Genomic DNA, 16,235 nt, shown 5'->3' on the forward strand with positions numbered 1-16,235 from the left:
AGTTTCCTGTTATTGCAGTTGAGCAAGGTTAAAAGGCCGCTCACGCCATTAAGCGTTCCATCGCATCCCCCAGCGCTTCGCGCGGGGTACTACTCAGCAGCAAGGCAAGTGCAAGCCTTGCCTTGCGTGCACTGATATCGTTGAGCGTGATCACCCCAGCCGAGACCAAATCAGCCAGGCTGCCGCTAAACTCATAACTGGTGTTCACCGGCCCTTGAGCGCAACTACTCACGACCGCTACAGGGACACCTGTGCTAACCAATGCTCGTATTTCGTTCATCCAGCCAGGTGGCACGTGGCCCCGGCCTAAGCCATCGATCACCACCCCCTTCGCGCCACTCTCTACGCAGGCTTTCAACAGCGTGGGCGAAGCATCCAGATAGGCGGGCAGTAGGTCGACACGCGGCAGCGGGGCATCCCACCTTTCAATAGGGGGCGCTATCGCCGTTCCCGTGTGATAAAGCTTGAGCCGTTGCCCGTCGATATACCCCAGCGCACCAGCACCGGGGGCGTCAAATCCATGCAACTGGAAACTGCTCACCTTGCGGGCATAGCGCGCAGCAAACAGCGACTCGTTGAACACCACGACACAGCCAAGCTGACTCAGTTGGGGGCTAACCGCCGCCACGATGGCATCGCAGATATTTTTAAAGGCGTCGGTACCTAACTGGTGAGGCGCCCGCTGGGAACCGGTGATCACACAAGGTTTATCCGCTGGCAGCGTGAGCGATAAAAAGTAAGCGGTCTCTTCCAAGGTATCGGTACCGTGGGTAATCACCAGACCGTCCACATCGGCTCGCGACAATGCTCTCCGCCCCTGGCAATGGAGTTCAGCAAGATCGGCGAGAGTGACGGCATTACTGGGTTTCTGCAGGATCGACATCACCTCTAACGTGACGTCGACACCCTGCGGCAGCGCTACCTGATCCAGCAGCTGCTCGCCGCTTAGCTCCCCTGACTGGCTTCGGCCTGAATCACTGGGCTTGCTGGCAATAGTGCCGCCCGTGGTCAATACCACGATGTGCTTTTTGGTCATTCAGGTTCTCATCTTTTATGCTTTGCGTCACAAACAACAGACATCAGATGTCTGATTTCAGACTAGACTAAAGAACAAACCATTAGCAAGGCAGTCACATAAAACAATGGAAGATAAGAATATGTCTTTTAAATATATGCAATCGGCTGTCTTAAGCCGCTAGGCTTAGGGCATTGATAAAATGCAGGAAACACCGATGAGCCACGCGAGGCCCTCATGAGTTTTAAACGCCAGCCCGAGATTAGCTCGACCCGTACAACCTCTTTTGGAGATTCAATGGATCGCAGTTCAGTTGCGCTGCAACTGCTAGAGCGTATTAAAACCGCTCTTATACGAGGCGACCTCAAGCCAGGGGATTACCTGCCCTCGGAAACGGAGCTCACTCACACCCTGGGCATTGGTAAATCCAGCGTGCGTGAAGCCATCAAGATGCTGCAAGCGATAGGGATCGTTGAGGTCAAACGGGGTCAAGGCACCATGATTCGCCGCGAACCAGGCACGCCGCTCGTCGACCCGATGGCGTTCGGGATGATCCTGGCGCGAGGCATGACGCGGGATGTACTGGAGTTTCGCCGCATGTTTGAACCGGCTTACACACTTCAAGCAATGAGCGGGGCAACGGCAGAGGATCATCAACGTATTCAGCAGAGTATCGACGCCATGGAAGAAGCCATCCGCGCGGGTGCTCAAACCTCCAAGCACGATATTGCCTTCCATCGCGCCATTCTGCACAGCACCCATAACCCCATGACCATCCGCGTCGGCGAAACCTTACTGCAACTGATCGAAGCCGCACTGGAAACCTCTATGCGCTCACTACCGGAAACCGCCTTGAAGGACCATAAAGCTATCTATGCGGCCTTCAAAGCAGGCGATACCGCCGGTATTCATGCAGCGATAGCCGTTAGCAGCGAAAGCTGGGAAACCAACCTAACTTATGAAAGTGACAGCGAATTAAGTGCAGCACCCCGTTAGGACTCTCTTTGTAACCAGGCGTCAAAAAAGGTCATAAATGCGCGCGCTTTGGCGGTTATGTGCCGCCCCGGCGGATAGACTGCATAGGCGCCGCCTTCCGGCAGTGTCCACTCTTCAAGTACTCGCACTAAACGCCCAGCCGCGATCTCTGGCGCCGCGGTCATATCCGGCAATACGGAGAGACCGCCGCCAGCGACCATCAGTGCGACTAAGCTCACCGTTGAGTTGGCTGCCAACCCTGCGCTCATTTGCACCTCATACCGCTCATCGCGTCGCTGGAAAGCCCAAGTTAACGGTGCTTTTAACGGTGTAAAGGCGATCCACGCATGGTCTTCCAGCGCCTTGGGGTGTGAAGGCGTGCCGTAGCGTTTCAGATAATCAGGAGCAGCCACCACATGCTGTTGAAAAGTGCCTATTCGACGGGCGCGTAGCGTGGAGTCTTTTAGCCAGCCTAGACGAAACGCTAAATCGATGCCGTCCTGCACCATATCGCTTACTTGGTCGCCGCTACGTAGTTCTATATGCAGCGCAGGGTGCAAGCGGCTAAACGCCACTACCGCGTCGCTCAACACCCCGGCGGCGTAATCTTCGGGCGCCGTGATACGCAACTCGCCGTGCAGCTGTTGGGTGTCGCTCACAGCACTGGCAAGCGCCCCCTGTAGATCTATTAACAGCGGGCGGCACTGATGGTAGAGCGCCTCTCCGGCCTGAGTGAGCTGAACCCGCCGCGTGGTGCGGAGGAACAGCGTGACACCCAGGCGCGTTTCCAGCTGCCGAATTTGCAGGCTGACACGGGTTTTCGTGCAGCCTAGCCGCTCCGCTGCTTTGGTAAAGCTGCCGGCTTCCACCAGAGCGACAAAGATCGGTAAACCGTTTAAATCGAACTCGTTGGCGGTGGTCATTCATCGCCCTACTGTTATGAAATCGATAACAGTAAATTACGTTAATCGCTATTTTTCAAATCAATAAAGCGTCCGACAATGCAGCGACAACCTACTTAAGGAGAACTGTTATGAAGATTGCACTGATTGGCGCTAGCGGATTCATTGGATCCGCCCTATTAACCGAAGCGCTCTCCCGCGGCCATCACGTGACGGCGTTAGTGACCCGACCTGAGCGGGTAGCGCCACAGGAGAATCTCACTACCGTTAAAAGTGATGTGTTAAATACCGATGCACTTGCAGAGCAGCTACGCGGTGCCGAGGCCGTTATCAGCGCCTTTAGTGGCCATGCCCAAGAGGATGTTTACGGCTATTACCTCAAAGGCTTTCACTCGATTTTGTCAGCCACTCAACAAGCTTCCGTACCCAGGCTACTGATAGTGGGTGGCGCGGCGACGCTCGAGGTAGCGCCGGGTAAGCTTTTGTTAGATGCACCGGGTTTTCCAGCAGAGTACCGGGCCACGGCGGAAGGGGCGAAAACGGCCCTTGAAACGCTGCGCGGGCAAGCGGCGCAAGCGTGGACGTTTCTCTCTCCCGCCGCCGAGATTTTCCCCGGCGAGCGCACGGGTAGTTTCCGGCTTGGCGGCGATACGCTACTCACCGATAGCGAAGGCAACAGCCGTATTTCCGTGCAGGATTACGCCATCGCCATGATTGATGAGCTGGAAAACCCACATAACACCAACCAACGTTTCTGCGTCGCGTACTGATCAAGTCGCTCTTTAAGTCGTTATGCCCCTCACTGGAGATAGGTGAGGGGTTGCCTCTTTCTTCTATTTCCCCACCCCCTTTTCCCGTTACCCTCATCTATTTACTCTTTCACCTTTTTGCTGAACTTATCGTTCATCGCCGTAAAACCATCAGTCATATTTAACATATGTTAATTAATCCAATCTCACTTGACCACACATTACTTAACAACTTTGTATTAAAAAATTACTTATAAGATATTTCTTACATAAGTATAGCGAATCTCTTACAAATGCTGTCAGCAATATCCTACATACGCAGTCGCCTATACCTTCAACAATCAGGTAAACACAAATAAAGAAATACTAAAAAACTTGCACACTTGTGACAGCTAATGAACTTATTAGGTTCAGAACCCATTACGCAGACATGCACGCACTAGACTCGCATTAACTGACCCAATTACTGCAAGGAAAACATCATGAAAGCCAACACCGAGCTCGTTAAGATAGGCAATCATTGCGTGCATGTAGAAATCTATCAACAGCCACAAAATACTGAAAGTATTATTATGGTCAACGGCGCGCTAGCTACTACCGCCTCTTTTACCAACTGTGTCAAATATTTGAGTGACGGGTTAAACGTTATCCTGTTTGACTTGCCTTTTGCTGGCCAGTCAAAACCACATAACCCTGTGGGTGGCATCATTACCAAGGAGGATGAAGTCAATATCCTCCTAGCTCTGATTGAACGTTACCAACCAACGTCGTTACTTTCCGTTTCTTGGGGAGGCTATGCCGCCATGATGGCATTGGCGCAATCCCCCTCATCGATTAAAAGAGCAGTGCTAGCCTCATTTTCAACTCAGCTTAACGACGGCATGCTGCGCTATATCAATGGTGCTCGCCATTATATTAAAATTGGCGATGTTAAAACTGCGGCTAACCTGCTTAATGAAGAAGTGGGCAAATACTTACCCCGCTTACTAAAATATATTAATTACCGGCATCTCTCACGGTTAGATGATCAAGAGCTTCAACAAGTCTGCTTTCATATTGAACAAATACTCTCCATGAACGACACCGACTACGAGCAGCTACTGGGTAATATTGAGATACCGACCCTGTTCGTGAATGGCAAACTGGATGAGTACACAACGCCGGAAGACATTCTGATTGCCGACGACTATATGCCGAAATGCGAGTTCGAAGTCGTGCCCAACGCAGGACATTTTCTTGATCGCGAGCATGCTGATGCACGCAAACGAATGGAGAAAATTCTGCGCGGTTTTTTGATTCCTAACGAGTTTGAAAGTCAGGTTGCCTAAAACCCTCCGTCAACCAGCCCTGCTAAGCGCCATAACCGCCTAGCGGGGCTGGTTGAATAGCGCTTTTCACACCAATAACGGCCGGCCTATCACATTCAGGAATCAAGAGCTATCTGCATCAACGCGCCTACTGCTAGTGGTATCACTGCCTCATCAAAGTCAAAGCAGGCGTTGTGATGACCAGCCGCAAGATCGGCACCGAAGATCATGTAGCTTGCCTGGCCACCGCGCTCCATCACTCTAGTCATTAGTGAGGTGGCATCTTCAGAGCCCGCTGGCGTTATATCGTGTCTCACTAACTGGGTGATACCAGAATAATCGGCGAGGCAAGAAGCAATGTTTTCTACCAAAGCAGGGCTGGCGGCACACGCACTAGCAGCGCCTACGCGCTCAATAGAGACGCTAACGCCCTGCATAGCGGCAGCGCCTTTAAGTACCTCGTGGGCACGACTTTCCAAATAGCCATTTATATCCGCTGTGGCACCACGGGTTTCCAGCCGTAACAGCGCACTATCGGCAATGATATTACGCCCACTCCCGGCATGCAGTTGGCCGACATTAACCCGCGCAGCGCCTTTGCTATGGGGGGCAATGGCATGCAAACCAAGAGCAGCCTGGGCTGCTGCCAGCAAGGCATTTTGGCCGACCTCTGGCTGCCCGCCGGCGTGGGCTGCTGTGCCTGAAAAGTACGCATCCAGTTTGGTGGTGGCAAGAAAACCATCGGCGGCGCAAATTACATGACCGCTGGCGTGGCCGAGCCCCAAGTGCGTCGCAACCAGCCTATCAACGTCATCCACGACACCCGCTTCGACCATCGATTGGGCACCCCGAACGCCTTCTTCGGCGGGTTGAAAAATCAATTTTATTTTGCCACACAGCTGGCTGGAAAATTGGCACAGCAGTTCCGCCATCCCCAGCCCAATGGTGGCATGGCCATCATGACCGCAGGCATGCATAGAACCTTGGTTGAGCGAGTGAAAACCCTCCTGGTAAGGACGGTGATGTTCCTCAGTGGACTCAACGATTGGCAACGCATCAAGGTCGAAACGGAATGCCTGGGTTGGCCCAGGTCGCTGGGTATCCAGTGTACCCACCACGCCGGTAAAGCCCCCTTCCAAGGCAGGCAACCAGCGCTCAATGGCACCCTGAGTACGTGCACGTGCCAACGCTTCGTTCAGCGTTTGTATATCCGGCACGCCCATACGCGCGCTATCACTCACTACTTCTGGCCCCAACTGAACGGCAAAGCCCAATTGGCTAAGCCGCTCAGCCACATGGCTGGCGGTGCGAAACTCCATCCACCCCTGCTCAGGATAGCGATGGAAATCACGCCGTTGGACATAGAGCTGAGCAGCGATGGAGTTGGCTGCATCCCTTATATTAGCGTCCATAAGATGCCTCCAAGGCTAACCCATTGCCTGAGTAATCAAGCCAAAGCGCGTTAGTGGCCCTTCCGCTACAGCATCGCCACAGCGCATGCGAGTGACTTCGTCGACGCAAGTAAGCCCGGTTGCAGTGAGCCAGCTATCGTCGCCGGGATCAACCAAGTCGATGCGTATAAAATCACCCTCAGCATCCGTCAGCAGTGCCGATACCAGCGCCTGGGCTTGTTCGGCACTGCGTGCCAGAATGGGACCAATATGCTCACCGCGTCCAAATGGACGCTTAAGCGCCAGCCCTTCAATTACGCCCTCATTTTCAATCACTACCCCACCACTTGCATATCGAACGGCAGCCGCATAAGCCGGGTTGTCGGGCGAGAGGGCGAGCAGTGCAGCATGATCGCTTGCCTCTATCGCGCGTAAGCCAGGCAATAGCGGCGCCGGAGATGCGCCATTTACCCCCCCTTGGTATTGGCAGATCCGATTGCATGGCTCAAACCCTAACTTTTGGTACAACGGCAAGCCAGCGCTCGTAGCCACTAATAGCATCGTTCTCGCGTCCGCGATTGTCATCAAGCGCTTCATCATCTCACGCCCCAAGCCGTGGCCCTGCCAGACGTCGCTAATAACCACCAACCCCACTGTGGCAACGAGTCCTTGATTGAGGCAGAACCCCGTACCAATCAATTCGCCTTCGAGGTTTTCTAAGACGACACCTTCTCCCACGTCGAGCATTTGGCGCCAATCGTCTATGCGATGAGGCCAGCCAAGTCTGAGCGACAGGCTATGCGCCGCCTTAAGATCGTGAACGGTCATTGTTCGCCACTGTAAACCATCGCTATCACAGCGTGAGGGAGCTTTAGCTGAAGCTGCCGTAGATGGAGAGTCAGTCATCGCACTATTTTCCTTGAGCTAATGTTGAACAGTTTGCCGCTACTTTGGCACTCAGGGCGGTGCGATGCCACGCCATAAAAGGGCGCTTTACGCAATTCAGCAGATTTGACCGTCGCCGCTACAGGTGAGCGCATCACCTGCGCCCAACCCCCCTGTACTCAGCACCGCATGCTGGGGCATACGACCTAGGATGGTAGCTACGTTTTGGTTCCCTAATGGAACATGCCTACTCCTTTTAAAATCGAGAACAATCATGCCAAGTTTCGATCCTGGGCGTATTGCCCTTCCCTGTGCGCACTTTATTCAGGGACAGCGTGTTAGTGACTCAAGTGCTCTCAGCGTATCGCGCCCCTCCGACGGGGCCGTCTATGCCGAACTGCCCATGGCCGATGCTAGTCGCGTCGATGATGCGGTGACCAGTGCTCACCAAGCTTTTTTGCGCGGAGAGTGGTCACGCTGCGCGCCGCGGGAACGGGCACGCATTATGCGACGTTGGGCGGATCTGATTGAAGCTGATATTGACTACCTCGCCCCGCTGGAATCACTCGGCTCCACTCGGCCAATTGATCAGGCACGGGCATGGGATGTGCCCTACACCGCTGAGGGCATTCGCTTTTTTGCTGAATTCGCCGATAAGCACGGCGGCGAGGTAGCCGCGACTGCCCACGACCATCTGGGCATGCAGATTGCCGAGCCGCTGGGCGTCGTTGGCGCGATAGCGCCCTGGAACTTCCCGCTCAGCATGACCTGCTGGAAAGTAGCCCCTGCCTTGGCGGCGGGTAACACGGTGGTGCTTAAGCCTTCAGAGATGACCCCTTTCACCGCCGTACGGCTGGCAGAGTTAGCCATTGAGGCAGGCATGCCACCAGGGGTGTTCAACGTCATCCAGGGTAATGGACCGTTGACCGGCGATGCGCTATGTCGTCACCCCTATGTAGCCAAGGTAACCTTCACTGGATCAACGGTCACCGGGCGCACCATCATGGGCGCCTGTGCAGAAACCGGGCCCAAACCGGTCACCCTGGAGCTTGGTGGCAAAAGCCCTCAACTGGTGTTTGCGGATATCCCGGATATTGATCGAACCGCAAAAACCCTTGCCGCCGCGATTACCGGCAACGCTGGGCAAGTGTGTGTCGCAGGTTCGCGGTTATTGATCCAACGCGAACTGCTTGAGCCCATGATCGAGCGGCTTAGTGGGCTTTTCCAAGCCCTCACCCCTGGTCACACCTGGAAAACAGGCGGTTGGTTTTCACCGATTATTTCCAACACCCAGTTGGAGCGTATTGAATCCATCGTGGCACGCGCACGTGAAGCTGGCGCTGAGCTGCTGAGCGGTGGGGAACGCTTTGAACGAAATGATGGTGGCCACTTTTACCAACCCACCCTGCTGCATATGAATGACCGCCACAATCCAGCCGTAGAGGAAGAAATCTTCGGCCCCGTGTTAACGATCCAGACCTTCGAAAATGAAGAGGAGGCGTTAGCGCTGGCCGAACACGATGTTTACGGTTTGGCTGCTGGTATTCATACCGCTGATCTGGGTCGCGCGCTACGTACCGTAAAAAGCCTCTCGGCGGGCACGGTATGGGTTAACCGCTACGGTCGAAGTAACGATTACATTCTGCCCACTGGCGGCTACAAGCGTTCTGGTGTGGGCCGAGACCTAGGTCGGGCAGCGTTTGATGCCTGCCTGCAGCACAAAAGCGTGCTGATCGACCTCAACCAGTGAATTGCGCAGCCGCAACGTACTGGATGAGTACTTTATCTACAAAATGGGGGTAGCAGCATGTTTATCAATGTGGACGCCGTACAAGATAGTCCCGCACTGGCTGAGCAGGTTGATGTTGTCGTAATAGGGGGCGGTATTGTGGGCACAACCGCAGCATATGAGCTGGCCCGACAAGGGGTATCGGTTGCACTGCTGGAGAAGGGGCTTATCGGGTGTGAGCAGTCAAGCCGTAACTGGGGTTGGGTACGTCAGCAGAATCGTGACATGTTCGAACTACCACTCGCCATGTACAGTGTTGATCGCTGGGAAGCGTTCTCCAAAGAGATTGGGCATGACGTGGGGTTTCGTCGCAACGGAATTCTTTACACCACAGATAGCCAAGCCAACCTTGCTAAATGGGAGGCATGGGGACGACAAGCCCGCGAACAGGGCTTTACCAGCCAAATGCTAAGTGCCGAAGAAGCACGTGCGCGTGCACCAGGCACCACTACGCCATGTATTGGCGGCGTTTGGTCCCCAAACGATGCACTTGCAGAACCCTCGATGGCCTGCTCGGCTATCACCACTGGGGCCCGTGAACAAGGCGCCTATATTCACCAAAATTGTGCTGTCCGCGGGCTTGAAATGCAGGGCGGACGAGTGAGCGGTGTTTGGACCGAGCACGGATTCATAAAAACTTCGACTGTCATCTGTGCAGGCGGGGCCTGGAGCTCTCGCTTCTGTCGTCGCCACGGCGTGGAGCTACCCTCAGCCAATATCATGGGCACCGTGCTGCAGACCACCGCCGCACCGGAGGTAACAAATGGCTGTATTACCACCCCCAAGGTAGCTCTGCGACGCCGCCTTGATGGTAGCTACACTTTGGCACTTCCAGGATTTGGCCGAGTAGAAATTAGCCCACAAGGGCTTCGCTACGCACGTAAATTCTACGCTGCCTACCGCAGTAAATTAGCCAAGAAGCTGCAGATACGCATTGGCTCTTCTTTCTTTAACGGTCCAGAAGCAGCAGGAAGCTGGCAGTTTGATCAGATATCGCCGTTTGAACGTCAGCGAGTTCTTGACCCCACCCCTGACCTGCCTCAAGCACGGGCTGCCCTGGCTGCACTGCAGTCAGAGTATCCCGCGCTTAAAGGTGTCCATATTGCCCGCGCTTGGGCCGGAATGATCGACACCACGCCGGATATGATACCCATCATTTCCCCAGTTGATGCCATCCCAGGCTTTATTGTCGCCGCTGGCTTTAGCGGCCACGGCTTTGGTATTGGGCCTGGAGCAGGAAGGCTGGCAGCCGATTTGGCGACAAACTCAACACCCGTTGTCGATCCCATGCCTTACCACATCAAACGGTTTTCCAATGGCAGCCGTATTCGCCAGCCAGAAATGATGTAAGCAGCTTGCCGCATTCTGTGCTGCATCCATCCAAAAAAAATGCGGTTTGTGTTAGCCAAGCGCGCACTTTCAGCGTCTGGCGCCTGCTCAAGAATGCTGTAATGAAATGAGTGGATGCGCTAAAGGACGACTTAACCACCATCACTATAAAGAGGATCAAACACCATGAGCGAGATTATGCGCCCTAAGTACATCACCTTTGATTGTTACGGCACACTCACCAACTTCCAGATGGGGCGCATGACGCGCGAGATTTTCGCTGATCGCATCCCCGATGCTGACCGCATGGAGCGCTTCGTACAAGACTTTGGCGCCTATCGTTTTGACGAAGTGCTCGGCGAGTGGAAGCCCTACGCCGAGGTTCTCTGCGCGGCGCTGGAGCGCACCTGCAAACGTTGGGGCATCGAATACCGTGACAACGAAGGCATGCTCTATTATCAGGCGGTGCCTACCTGGGGTCCACATCCAGACGTGATTGAGGGACTGGCTAAAATTGCCGACAAAATCCCTCTGGTGATTTATTCCAACGCCGATGACAGCCAAATCATGTCGAACGTGCAAAAGCTTGAGGTGCCCTTTCACAAAGTCTTCACCGCCGATACGTTCAAAGTCTATAAGCCACGTTTAGCCGCCTTCGAAGCCATGATCGACAGTTTGGACTGCCACCCAGAAGAGCTGCTGCACGTCTCATCAAGCTTCCGCTATGACCTTATTTCAGCTCACCTAATGGGTATTAAGAACAAAGCCTTCGTGGCACGCAATCACGAACCCTATTGCGACGGCTATGGGGCCACCAAAATTAACGATATCCGCGACTTGCCAGCACTCGTCGGCCTTTAAGCCGTTTATTACGCGAACCGTGCAGGAGTCGCCCATGCAACTTAACTCCTATTGGCTGTCCACGGCTCCGTCCTTTAGCGGGGGCCAGCAAGCATTCACTCAAGAGCACTACGATGTTGCGGTGGTGGGTGGTGGTTTTACCGGGCTATCGGCTGCCCGCACGCTAGCCCGAGGCGGTGCCCGTGTAGCGCTACTGGAAGCGGGCCAACTCATTGGTGAAGCTTCAGGGCGCAACGGCGGTCAGTGCAACACCGGCGTGGCTCAAGACTACGCCAGTCTGGTCGAGCAGCTTGGCCGCGAACGCGCTATTGCTCACTACACCACCTACGCCAATGCCGTCTCCAGCGTCGAACAGGTGATTGCCGATGAAGCTATCGACTGCGACTACCTGCACCACGGCAAGCTGAAACTGGCGGCTAAACCGGAACACTACGAAAAACTGGCGCGCACCTGCGATGCCATTCGCCGTGATGTGGATAGCGACGTGGAGATGCTGTCCGCAGCCGCCGTTAAAGAAGAGGTCGATTCACCGCTCTACCATGGCGGGTTGCTGCAGCATAACGGTGGTCAAATGCATATGGGGCGCTTCGGTATCGGCTTAGCCGAAGCGGCGGCCAGCCATGGTGCACATATATTTGAACATACGCCGATGACCCGCTTAATCCGTGAGGCGTCAGCGTATCGATTAGGCACACCCAGCGGGGATATTCGTGCCGAAAACGTGCTGTTGGCCACCGGTGCTTCGCAAACAGGGCCGCTAAGCTGGTTTCGCCGCCGCCTGGTACCGGTGGGCAGCTTTATTGTTGTCACCGAGCCGCTTTCAGCCGCCCAGTGTGCCCAGCTGTTACCCCAGCGACGCTCCTATGTCACCAGCCGCATCGTCGGTCACTACTTCCGGCTTACCGCCGACAATCGGCTGCTGTTTGGCGGGCGGGCACGGTTTGCCATGTCCGGCAGCCAATCGGATGCCAAAAGCGGCGAGATACTGCGCCGGGGGCTGGAAGCAGCCTTTCCCCAATTAAAAGGGGTGCGGCTCGACTACTGCTGGGGCGGGCTGGTAGATATGAGCCAAGACCGGTTTCCCCATGCAGGGCAGCACAACGGCATGTACTACGCCATGGGCTATAGCGGCCATGGCGTACAGATGTCGGTGCATATGGGGCATGTCCTCGCCGATGTCATCCTAGGCAATCGCCAAAGCCACCCTTGGCAAGACACTAAGTGGCCAGCCATACCCGGCCATTTTGGTAAACCGTGGTTTTTACCTTTAGTGGGTAGCTGGTACCGACTACAGGATCGATTGCATTAAGCCATAACCGAAGCCAACACGGCACTACACCAAAACTATAAAAACACTACAACAAAAAGAGCTAAACAAACGCTGCCAGACTCACAAAAACACTTAATCGCAGTAAGGAGAAGGCTTATGACACGTGAAAAACACCCCAATGATCTGTTTGTTTCTCCCGAACAAAGCATGCAGGTTTACAACGCCATGCAGCGCGGAATGTCTCGACGCGAGGCCATGAAAGTCATTGGCGCGGCAGGTGTCTTTGCTGCCGCGGCCGGTTCCTTTCCCGGTTTTTCTTCGGCATGGGCGGCGGATAGCGAAAACGCGACACCTCAGTACGGCGGCCGTATTCGCGTCGCGGCGCACTCCTCCTCAACTAAAGATACTTTGGATCCTGCGTTAGGAGCGACGGCCATCGACTACGCCCGTACTTACATGTTTTATAACGGACTGACACAGTTCGATGAGAGTATGACGCCCCAACCCTGCCTGGCAGAGTCGTTTGAAAATACTGACAACGGCAGCCATTGGATCTTTACCCTGCGTCGCGGTGTTACTTTCCATGACGGTAAACCGTTAACGCCTCAGGACGTAATTTTTTCGATCATGCGGCATAAAGACCCCGCAACGGGTTCGAAGGTCGCCACCCTAGTCGATCAAATTGAAAGTATTAGAGCGTTGGACGATCAGCGCGTCGAATTCAATCTCTCCTCTCCCAATATTGAGTTACCCTCTATCCTGGCCGTTCCGCATCTGGCCATTGTGGTAGACGGCACTAACGATTTCTCGAAAGGGCTAGGTACCGGCGCCTTTAAGTGCCAAGAGTTTACTCCCGGCGTGCGTTCGCTAGGCCTTCGGAATGAGAACTACTGGCGCGATGGTCAGCCCTACCTGGATGCCATCGAGATGGTGGGTATCAGCGACGAATCTTCGCGGGTCAATGCGCTTCTCTCCGGCGATGTGCATATGATTAATGAAGTGAGTGGCAACTCTGCGGAGCGCATGAAAACTATTGACGGCTACCAAGTGAAAGCGACTAACGCGGGTAACTACACCGATTTGGTTATGCGCTTTGACCAACAGCCTACCAGCCGACCTGAATTTCGCGAGGCGATGAAGTATCTCTTCGACCGCGAGCAGATCAAGCGCGTCGCCCTGCGGGGCTATGGTGAGATCGCTAACGATCACCCTATTACCCCAAGCTCTCCCTATTACTTCGATGGCCTTCCTCAGCGCGAGTACGATCCAGAGCGAGCAGCTTCTTTACTAGCCAAAGCAGGGCTGGCAGGTGCTACCGTACCGCTAGTAGCTTCTCCAGCAGCTAAATCGTCAGAAGATATAGCCGTGCTCCTTCAGCAGTCTGCGGCTCAGGCCGGGTTAAACCTTAATATCAACCGGGTTCCCTCCGATGGCTACTGGTCGAACCACTGGATGAAGCATCCACTCGGATTCGGCAATATCGATCCGCGCCCTACGGACAACATTTTGCTCTCGCAGTTTTTCCTATCCAGTGCAGCATGGAATGAAGCCGGCTGGCACAACGAGCAGTTTGATCAATTAGTGATTGCCTCACGGGCTGAACCCGATGAAGCCACCCGCAAACAGATGTACGCCGATATGCAGACCATGATTCATGAAGAAGGCGGTATCGGTATCCCCGTCTTCATAAGCAGCGTTGAAGGCTACGACAAACGAATTGGCGGGATGGATCGCACCGTACCTCTGGGTGGCTTTATGGGCTATATGTTCGCTGAATATGTCTGGTGGAAAGGCTAATTTCTGCTCCCTTACTGTGATTACAGACCATAGATATCATCACTGGTGCGCATAACATAGCCCTGGTGATGATAACAATGGCTCTTGAGCCGGAGAAGAATGATGCGTGACTCTCTTTTTGGACTGGTGCTAGGTCGCTTAGCTTCCAGTCTTATTACCCTACTGATGGTATCGCTGGTGATCTTTGCGATTACCTCGCTGCTACCAGGCGATACCGCCCAGCAGGTGCTAGGCCAATTTGCCACGCCTGAACAGGTAGAGGCACTGCGTGCCCAGCTAGGTCTCGACCAACCACCCTTGTTGCGTTACTGGCAATGGCTCAGCAGTTTTGTCACCGGCGACCTTGGCCGCTCTGCCAGCAACGGCGTAGATGTTATACAACTGGTCAATGATCGCCTACCCAGTTCGCTATTGCTAGCCGGCATTACAACCGTTATCTCAGTCCCCGTGGCACTCATCATGGGTATCGCTGCTGCCATGCGTCGGGGGGGGATTCTTGACCGCACCCTGAACCTGATCACCCTGTCGATGGTGGCGGTGCCCGAGTTTCTGGTCGCCACCCTGGCGGTGCTGATTTTCGCCGTGCAACTCGGCTGGCTACCGGCACTCTCCTATGTGTCAACCGTCGACAGCTTGGGCGCCTTTATGAAAATTTACGCTATGCCGGTGCTCACCCTGTGTAGCGTATTAATTGCCCAAATGGCGCGTATGACGCGGGCCGCTTTAATTGACCAACTCGACAGCGCTTATGTTGAGATGGCCCGCCTCAAAGGCGTTCCGCCTGTGCGGCGTGTACTGCGCCATGCGCTGCCTAACGCCGTCGGCCCGATTGCTAATACAGTGGCAATGAGCCTCTCTTACCTGATCGGCAGCGTCATTATTGTCGAAACCATCTTCAATTATCCAGGCATCGCCAGTTTGATGGTCGATGCGGTTTCCAACCGCGATCTCGCCCTGGTACAGGCTTGCGCAATGATTTTTTGCGGCGCATATCTACTGCTGGTCCTGCTGGCCGACCTGTGCGCGATCCTCTCTAACCCGAGGCTGCGAAACCAATGAATAACATCAAGGCAATAACATCCACCAAGGGAAACATACATCAACAGGCTATGGCGGGCAGTCGCCTGCCGATTACCTCACCCAAACAACGCAACCATTCCCGGCTGCAACTAACCCGTTGGATCGGTCTTGGCTTGTTCAGCTTCTGGCTGTTAGTGGCCATATTTGGACCACTGTTCGCCCCCTACCCAATGGGGGCCTTTGTCTCTGATCAGATATACGGCGGGGCAAGCTCCACCCACCTGCTCGGCACCGACTACATGGGCCGCGATATGCTCAGCCGCATGTTAACGGGTGCTCGCTATACTGTGGGTCTGGCGCTGGTGGCCGCGCTATTGTCGAGCCTGGTTGGGGCGGGATTTGGCATGTTAACAGTGTTACTGCCGAACTGGCTGGAGGAGAGTATCCGCCGGATATTCGACACACTCATCTCGATCCCCAGCAAAATGATGGCCCTGGTGATGGTGTCAGCCTTTGGCACCTCTATTCCTCTGCTTATCCTGGCAGCAGTGCTCAGCTATGCGCCGGGCTCTTTCCGTATTGCCCATAGTTTGGCTAAAAATCTCGCCACCCTGGAGTACGTGCAGGTCGCTCGTACCCGGGGAGAAGGACGGCTTTACATAGCCGCTGTGGAAATTTTTCCTAACATGATCCAATCCGTGCTCACCGATATGGGCATGCGTTTTGTGTTTATCGTCCTGCTGCTCAGTGGCATGAGTTTTTTGGGGCTAGGCGTGCAACCCCCCGTCGCCGATCTGGGCTCTCTGGTGCGCGAAAATATCGGTGGCCTTAGCCAGGGGGCGTTGGCAGTGATTGCCCCGGCGCTGGCCATTGGTTCATTAACCGTCGGTGCCAATCTATTGATCGACAGCCTGTCGAGCAGCCGCGACAACCAGAAGGAGTGAC

General features: G+C 54.6%; 14 protein-coding genes. 10 read left to right on the top strand and 4 right to left on the bottom strand.

Going from position 1 to position 16,235, the window contains the following annotated elements:
• Positions 1-40 precede the first annotated feature (40 nt).
• Positions 41-1,036: an asparaginase gene (locus YERSI8AC_RS21045; protein WP_159177486.1), complete on the bottom strand. Its 996-nt coding sequence runs from the start codon at positions 1,034-1,036 to the stop codon at positions 41-43.
• 276 nt (positions 1,037-1,312) lie between these two features.
• On the opposite strand from YERSI8AC_RS21045, the gene YERSI8AC_RS21050 reads away from it, so the two are divergent.
• On the top strand, positions 1,313-2,011 hold the full coding sequence (locus YERSI8AC_RS21050) for a FadR/GntR family transcriptional regulator (RefSeq protein WP_236557379.1): 699 nt from the start codon (positions 1,313-1,315) through the stop codon (positions 2,009-2,011).
• Here YERSI8AC_RS21050 and YERSI8AC_RS21055 read toward each other — a convergent pair.
• Positions 2,008-2,913 (bottom strand): LysR family transcriptional regulator, encoded by a 906-nt coding sequence (locus tag YERSI8AC_RS21055; protein ID WP_159177487.1) that lies wholly within the window; start codon positions 2,911-2,913, stop codon positions 2,008-2,010. The genes YERSI8AC_RS21050 and YERSI8AC_RS21055 overlap by 4 nt on opposite strands.
• 110 nt (positions 2,914-3,023) lie before the next feature.
• Between YERSI8AC_RS21055 and YERSI8AC_RS21060 the strand changes: the two genes are divergently transcribed.
• Both YERSI8AC_RS21060 and YERSI8AC_RS21065 read left to right on the top strand, forming a co-directional pair.
• On the top strand, positions 3,024-3,662 hold the full coding sequence (locus YERSI8AC_RS21060; RefSeq protein ID WP_159177488.1) for an NAD(P)-dependent oxidoreductase: 639 nt from the start codon (positions 3,024-3,026) through the stop codon (positions 3,660-3,662).
• A gap of 461 nt (positions 3,663-4,123) precedes the next feature.
• Positions 4,124-4,969: an alpha/beta fold hydrolase gene (locus YERSI8AC_RS21065; RefSeq protein WP_159177489.1), complete on the top strand. Its 846-nt coding sequence runs from the start codon at positions 4,124-4,126 to the stop codon at positions 4,967-4,969.
• A gap of 95 nt (positions 4,970-5,064) precedes the next feature.
• Here YERSI8AC_RS21065 and YERSI8AC_RS21070 read toward each other — a convergent pair whose 3' ends face one another.
• On the bottom strand, positions 5,065-6,360 hold the full coding sequence (locus YERSI8AC_RS21070) for an amidohydrolase (RefSeq protein ID WP_159177490.1): 1,296 nt from the start codon (positions 6,358-6,360) through the stop codon (positions 5,065-5,067).
• Positions 6,361-6,375: 15 nt separating this feature from the next.
• Positions 6,376-7,245, bottom strand: coding sequence for a GNAT family N-acetyltransferase (locus YERSI8AC_RS21075; protein WP_159177491.1), 870 nt, complete (start codon positions 7,243-7,245; stop codon positions 6,376-6,378).
• Between the two features lie 253 nt (positions 7,246-7,498).
• On the opposite strand from YERSI8AC_RS21075, the gene YERSI8AC_RS21080 reads away from it, so the two are divergent.
• The 7 genes from YERSI8AC_RS21080 (at position 7,499) to YERSI8AC_RS21110 (ending at position 16,234) form a co-directional block, all read left to right on the top strand.
• The gene (locus tag YERSI8AC_RS21080; protein WP_159177492.1) at positions 7,499-8,974 is read left to right on the top strand and encodes an aldehyde dehydrogenase family protein; all 1,476 of its coding nucleotides are present in this window, start codon (positions 7,499-7,501) and stop codon (positions 8,972-8,974) included.
• Positions 8,975-9,031: 57 nt separating this feature from the next.
• Entirely contained in the window at positions 9,032-10,363 is a 1,332-nt protein-coding gene (locus YERSI8AC_RS21085) for an NAD(P)/FAD-dependent oxidoreductase (protein ID WP_159177493.1), read from the top strand.
• A gap of 165 nt (positions 10,364-10,528) precedes the next feature.
• A complete protein-coding gene (locus YERSI8AC_RS21090) occupies positions 10,529-11,203 on the top strand; it encodes a haloacid dehalogenase type II (RefSeq protein WP_159177494.1) in 675 nt (224 codons plus the stop codon).
• A 34-nt stretch (positions 11,204-11,237) separates the two neighbouring features.
• Entirely contained in the window at positions 11,238-12,512 is a 1,275-nt protein-coding gene (locus tag YERSI8AC_RS21095) for an NAD(P)/FAD-dependent oxidoreductase (RefSeq protein WP_159177495.1), read from the top strand.
• Positions 12,513-12,629: 117 nt separating this feature from the next.
• Positions 12,630-14,270: an ABC transporter substrate-binding protein gene (locus YERSI8AC_RS21100; RefSeq protein ID WP_159177496.1), complete on the top strand. Its 1,641-nt coding sequence runs from the start codon at positions 12,630-12,632 to the stop codon at positions 14,268-14,270.
• Between the two features lie 102 nt (positions 14,271-14,372).
• A complete protein-coding gene (locus YERSI8AC_RS21105) occupies positions 14,373-15,329 on the top strand; it encodes an ABC transporter permease (RefSeq protein ID WP_159177497.1) in 957 nt (318 codons plus the stop codon).
• Entirely contained in the window at positions 15,326-16,234 is a 909-nt protein-coding gene (locus YERSI8AC_RS21110; RefSeq protein ID WP_159177498.1) for an ABC transporter permease, read from the top strand. The genes YERSI8AC_RS21105 and YERSI8AC_RS21110 overlap by 4 nt, the downstream gene beginning before the upstream one ends.
• The last annotated feature ends 1 nt before the right edge of the window (position 16,235 follow it).

This window comes from Halomonas sp. 113, from assembly GCF_904067645.1.
Lineage (GTDB): Bacteria > Pseudomonadota > Gammaproteobacteria > Pseudomonadales > Halomonadaceae > Vreelandella > Vreelandella titanicae.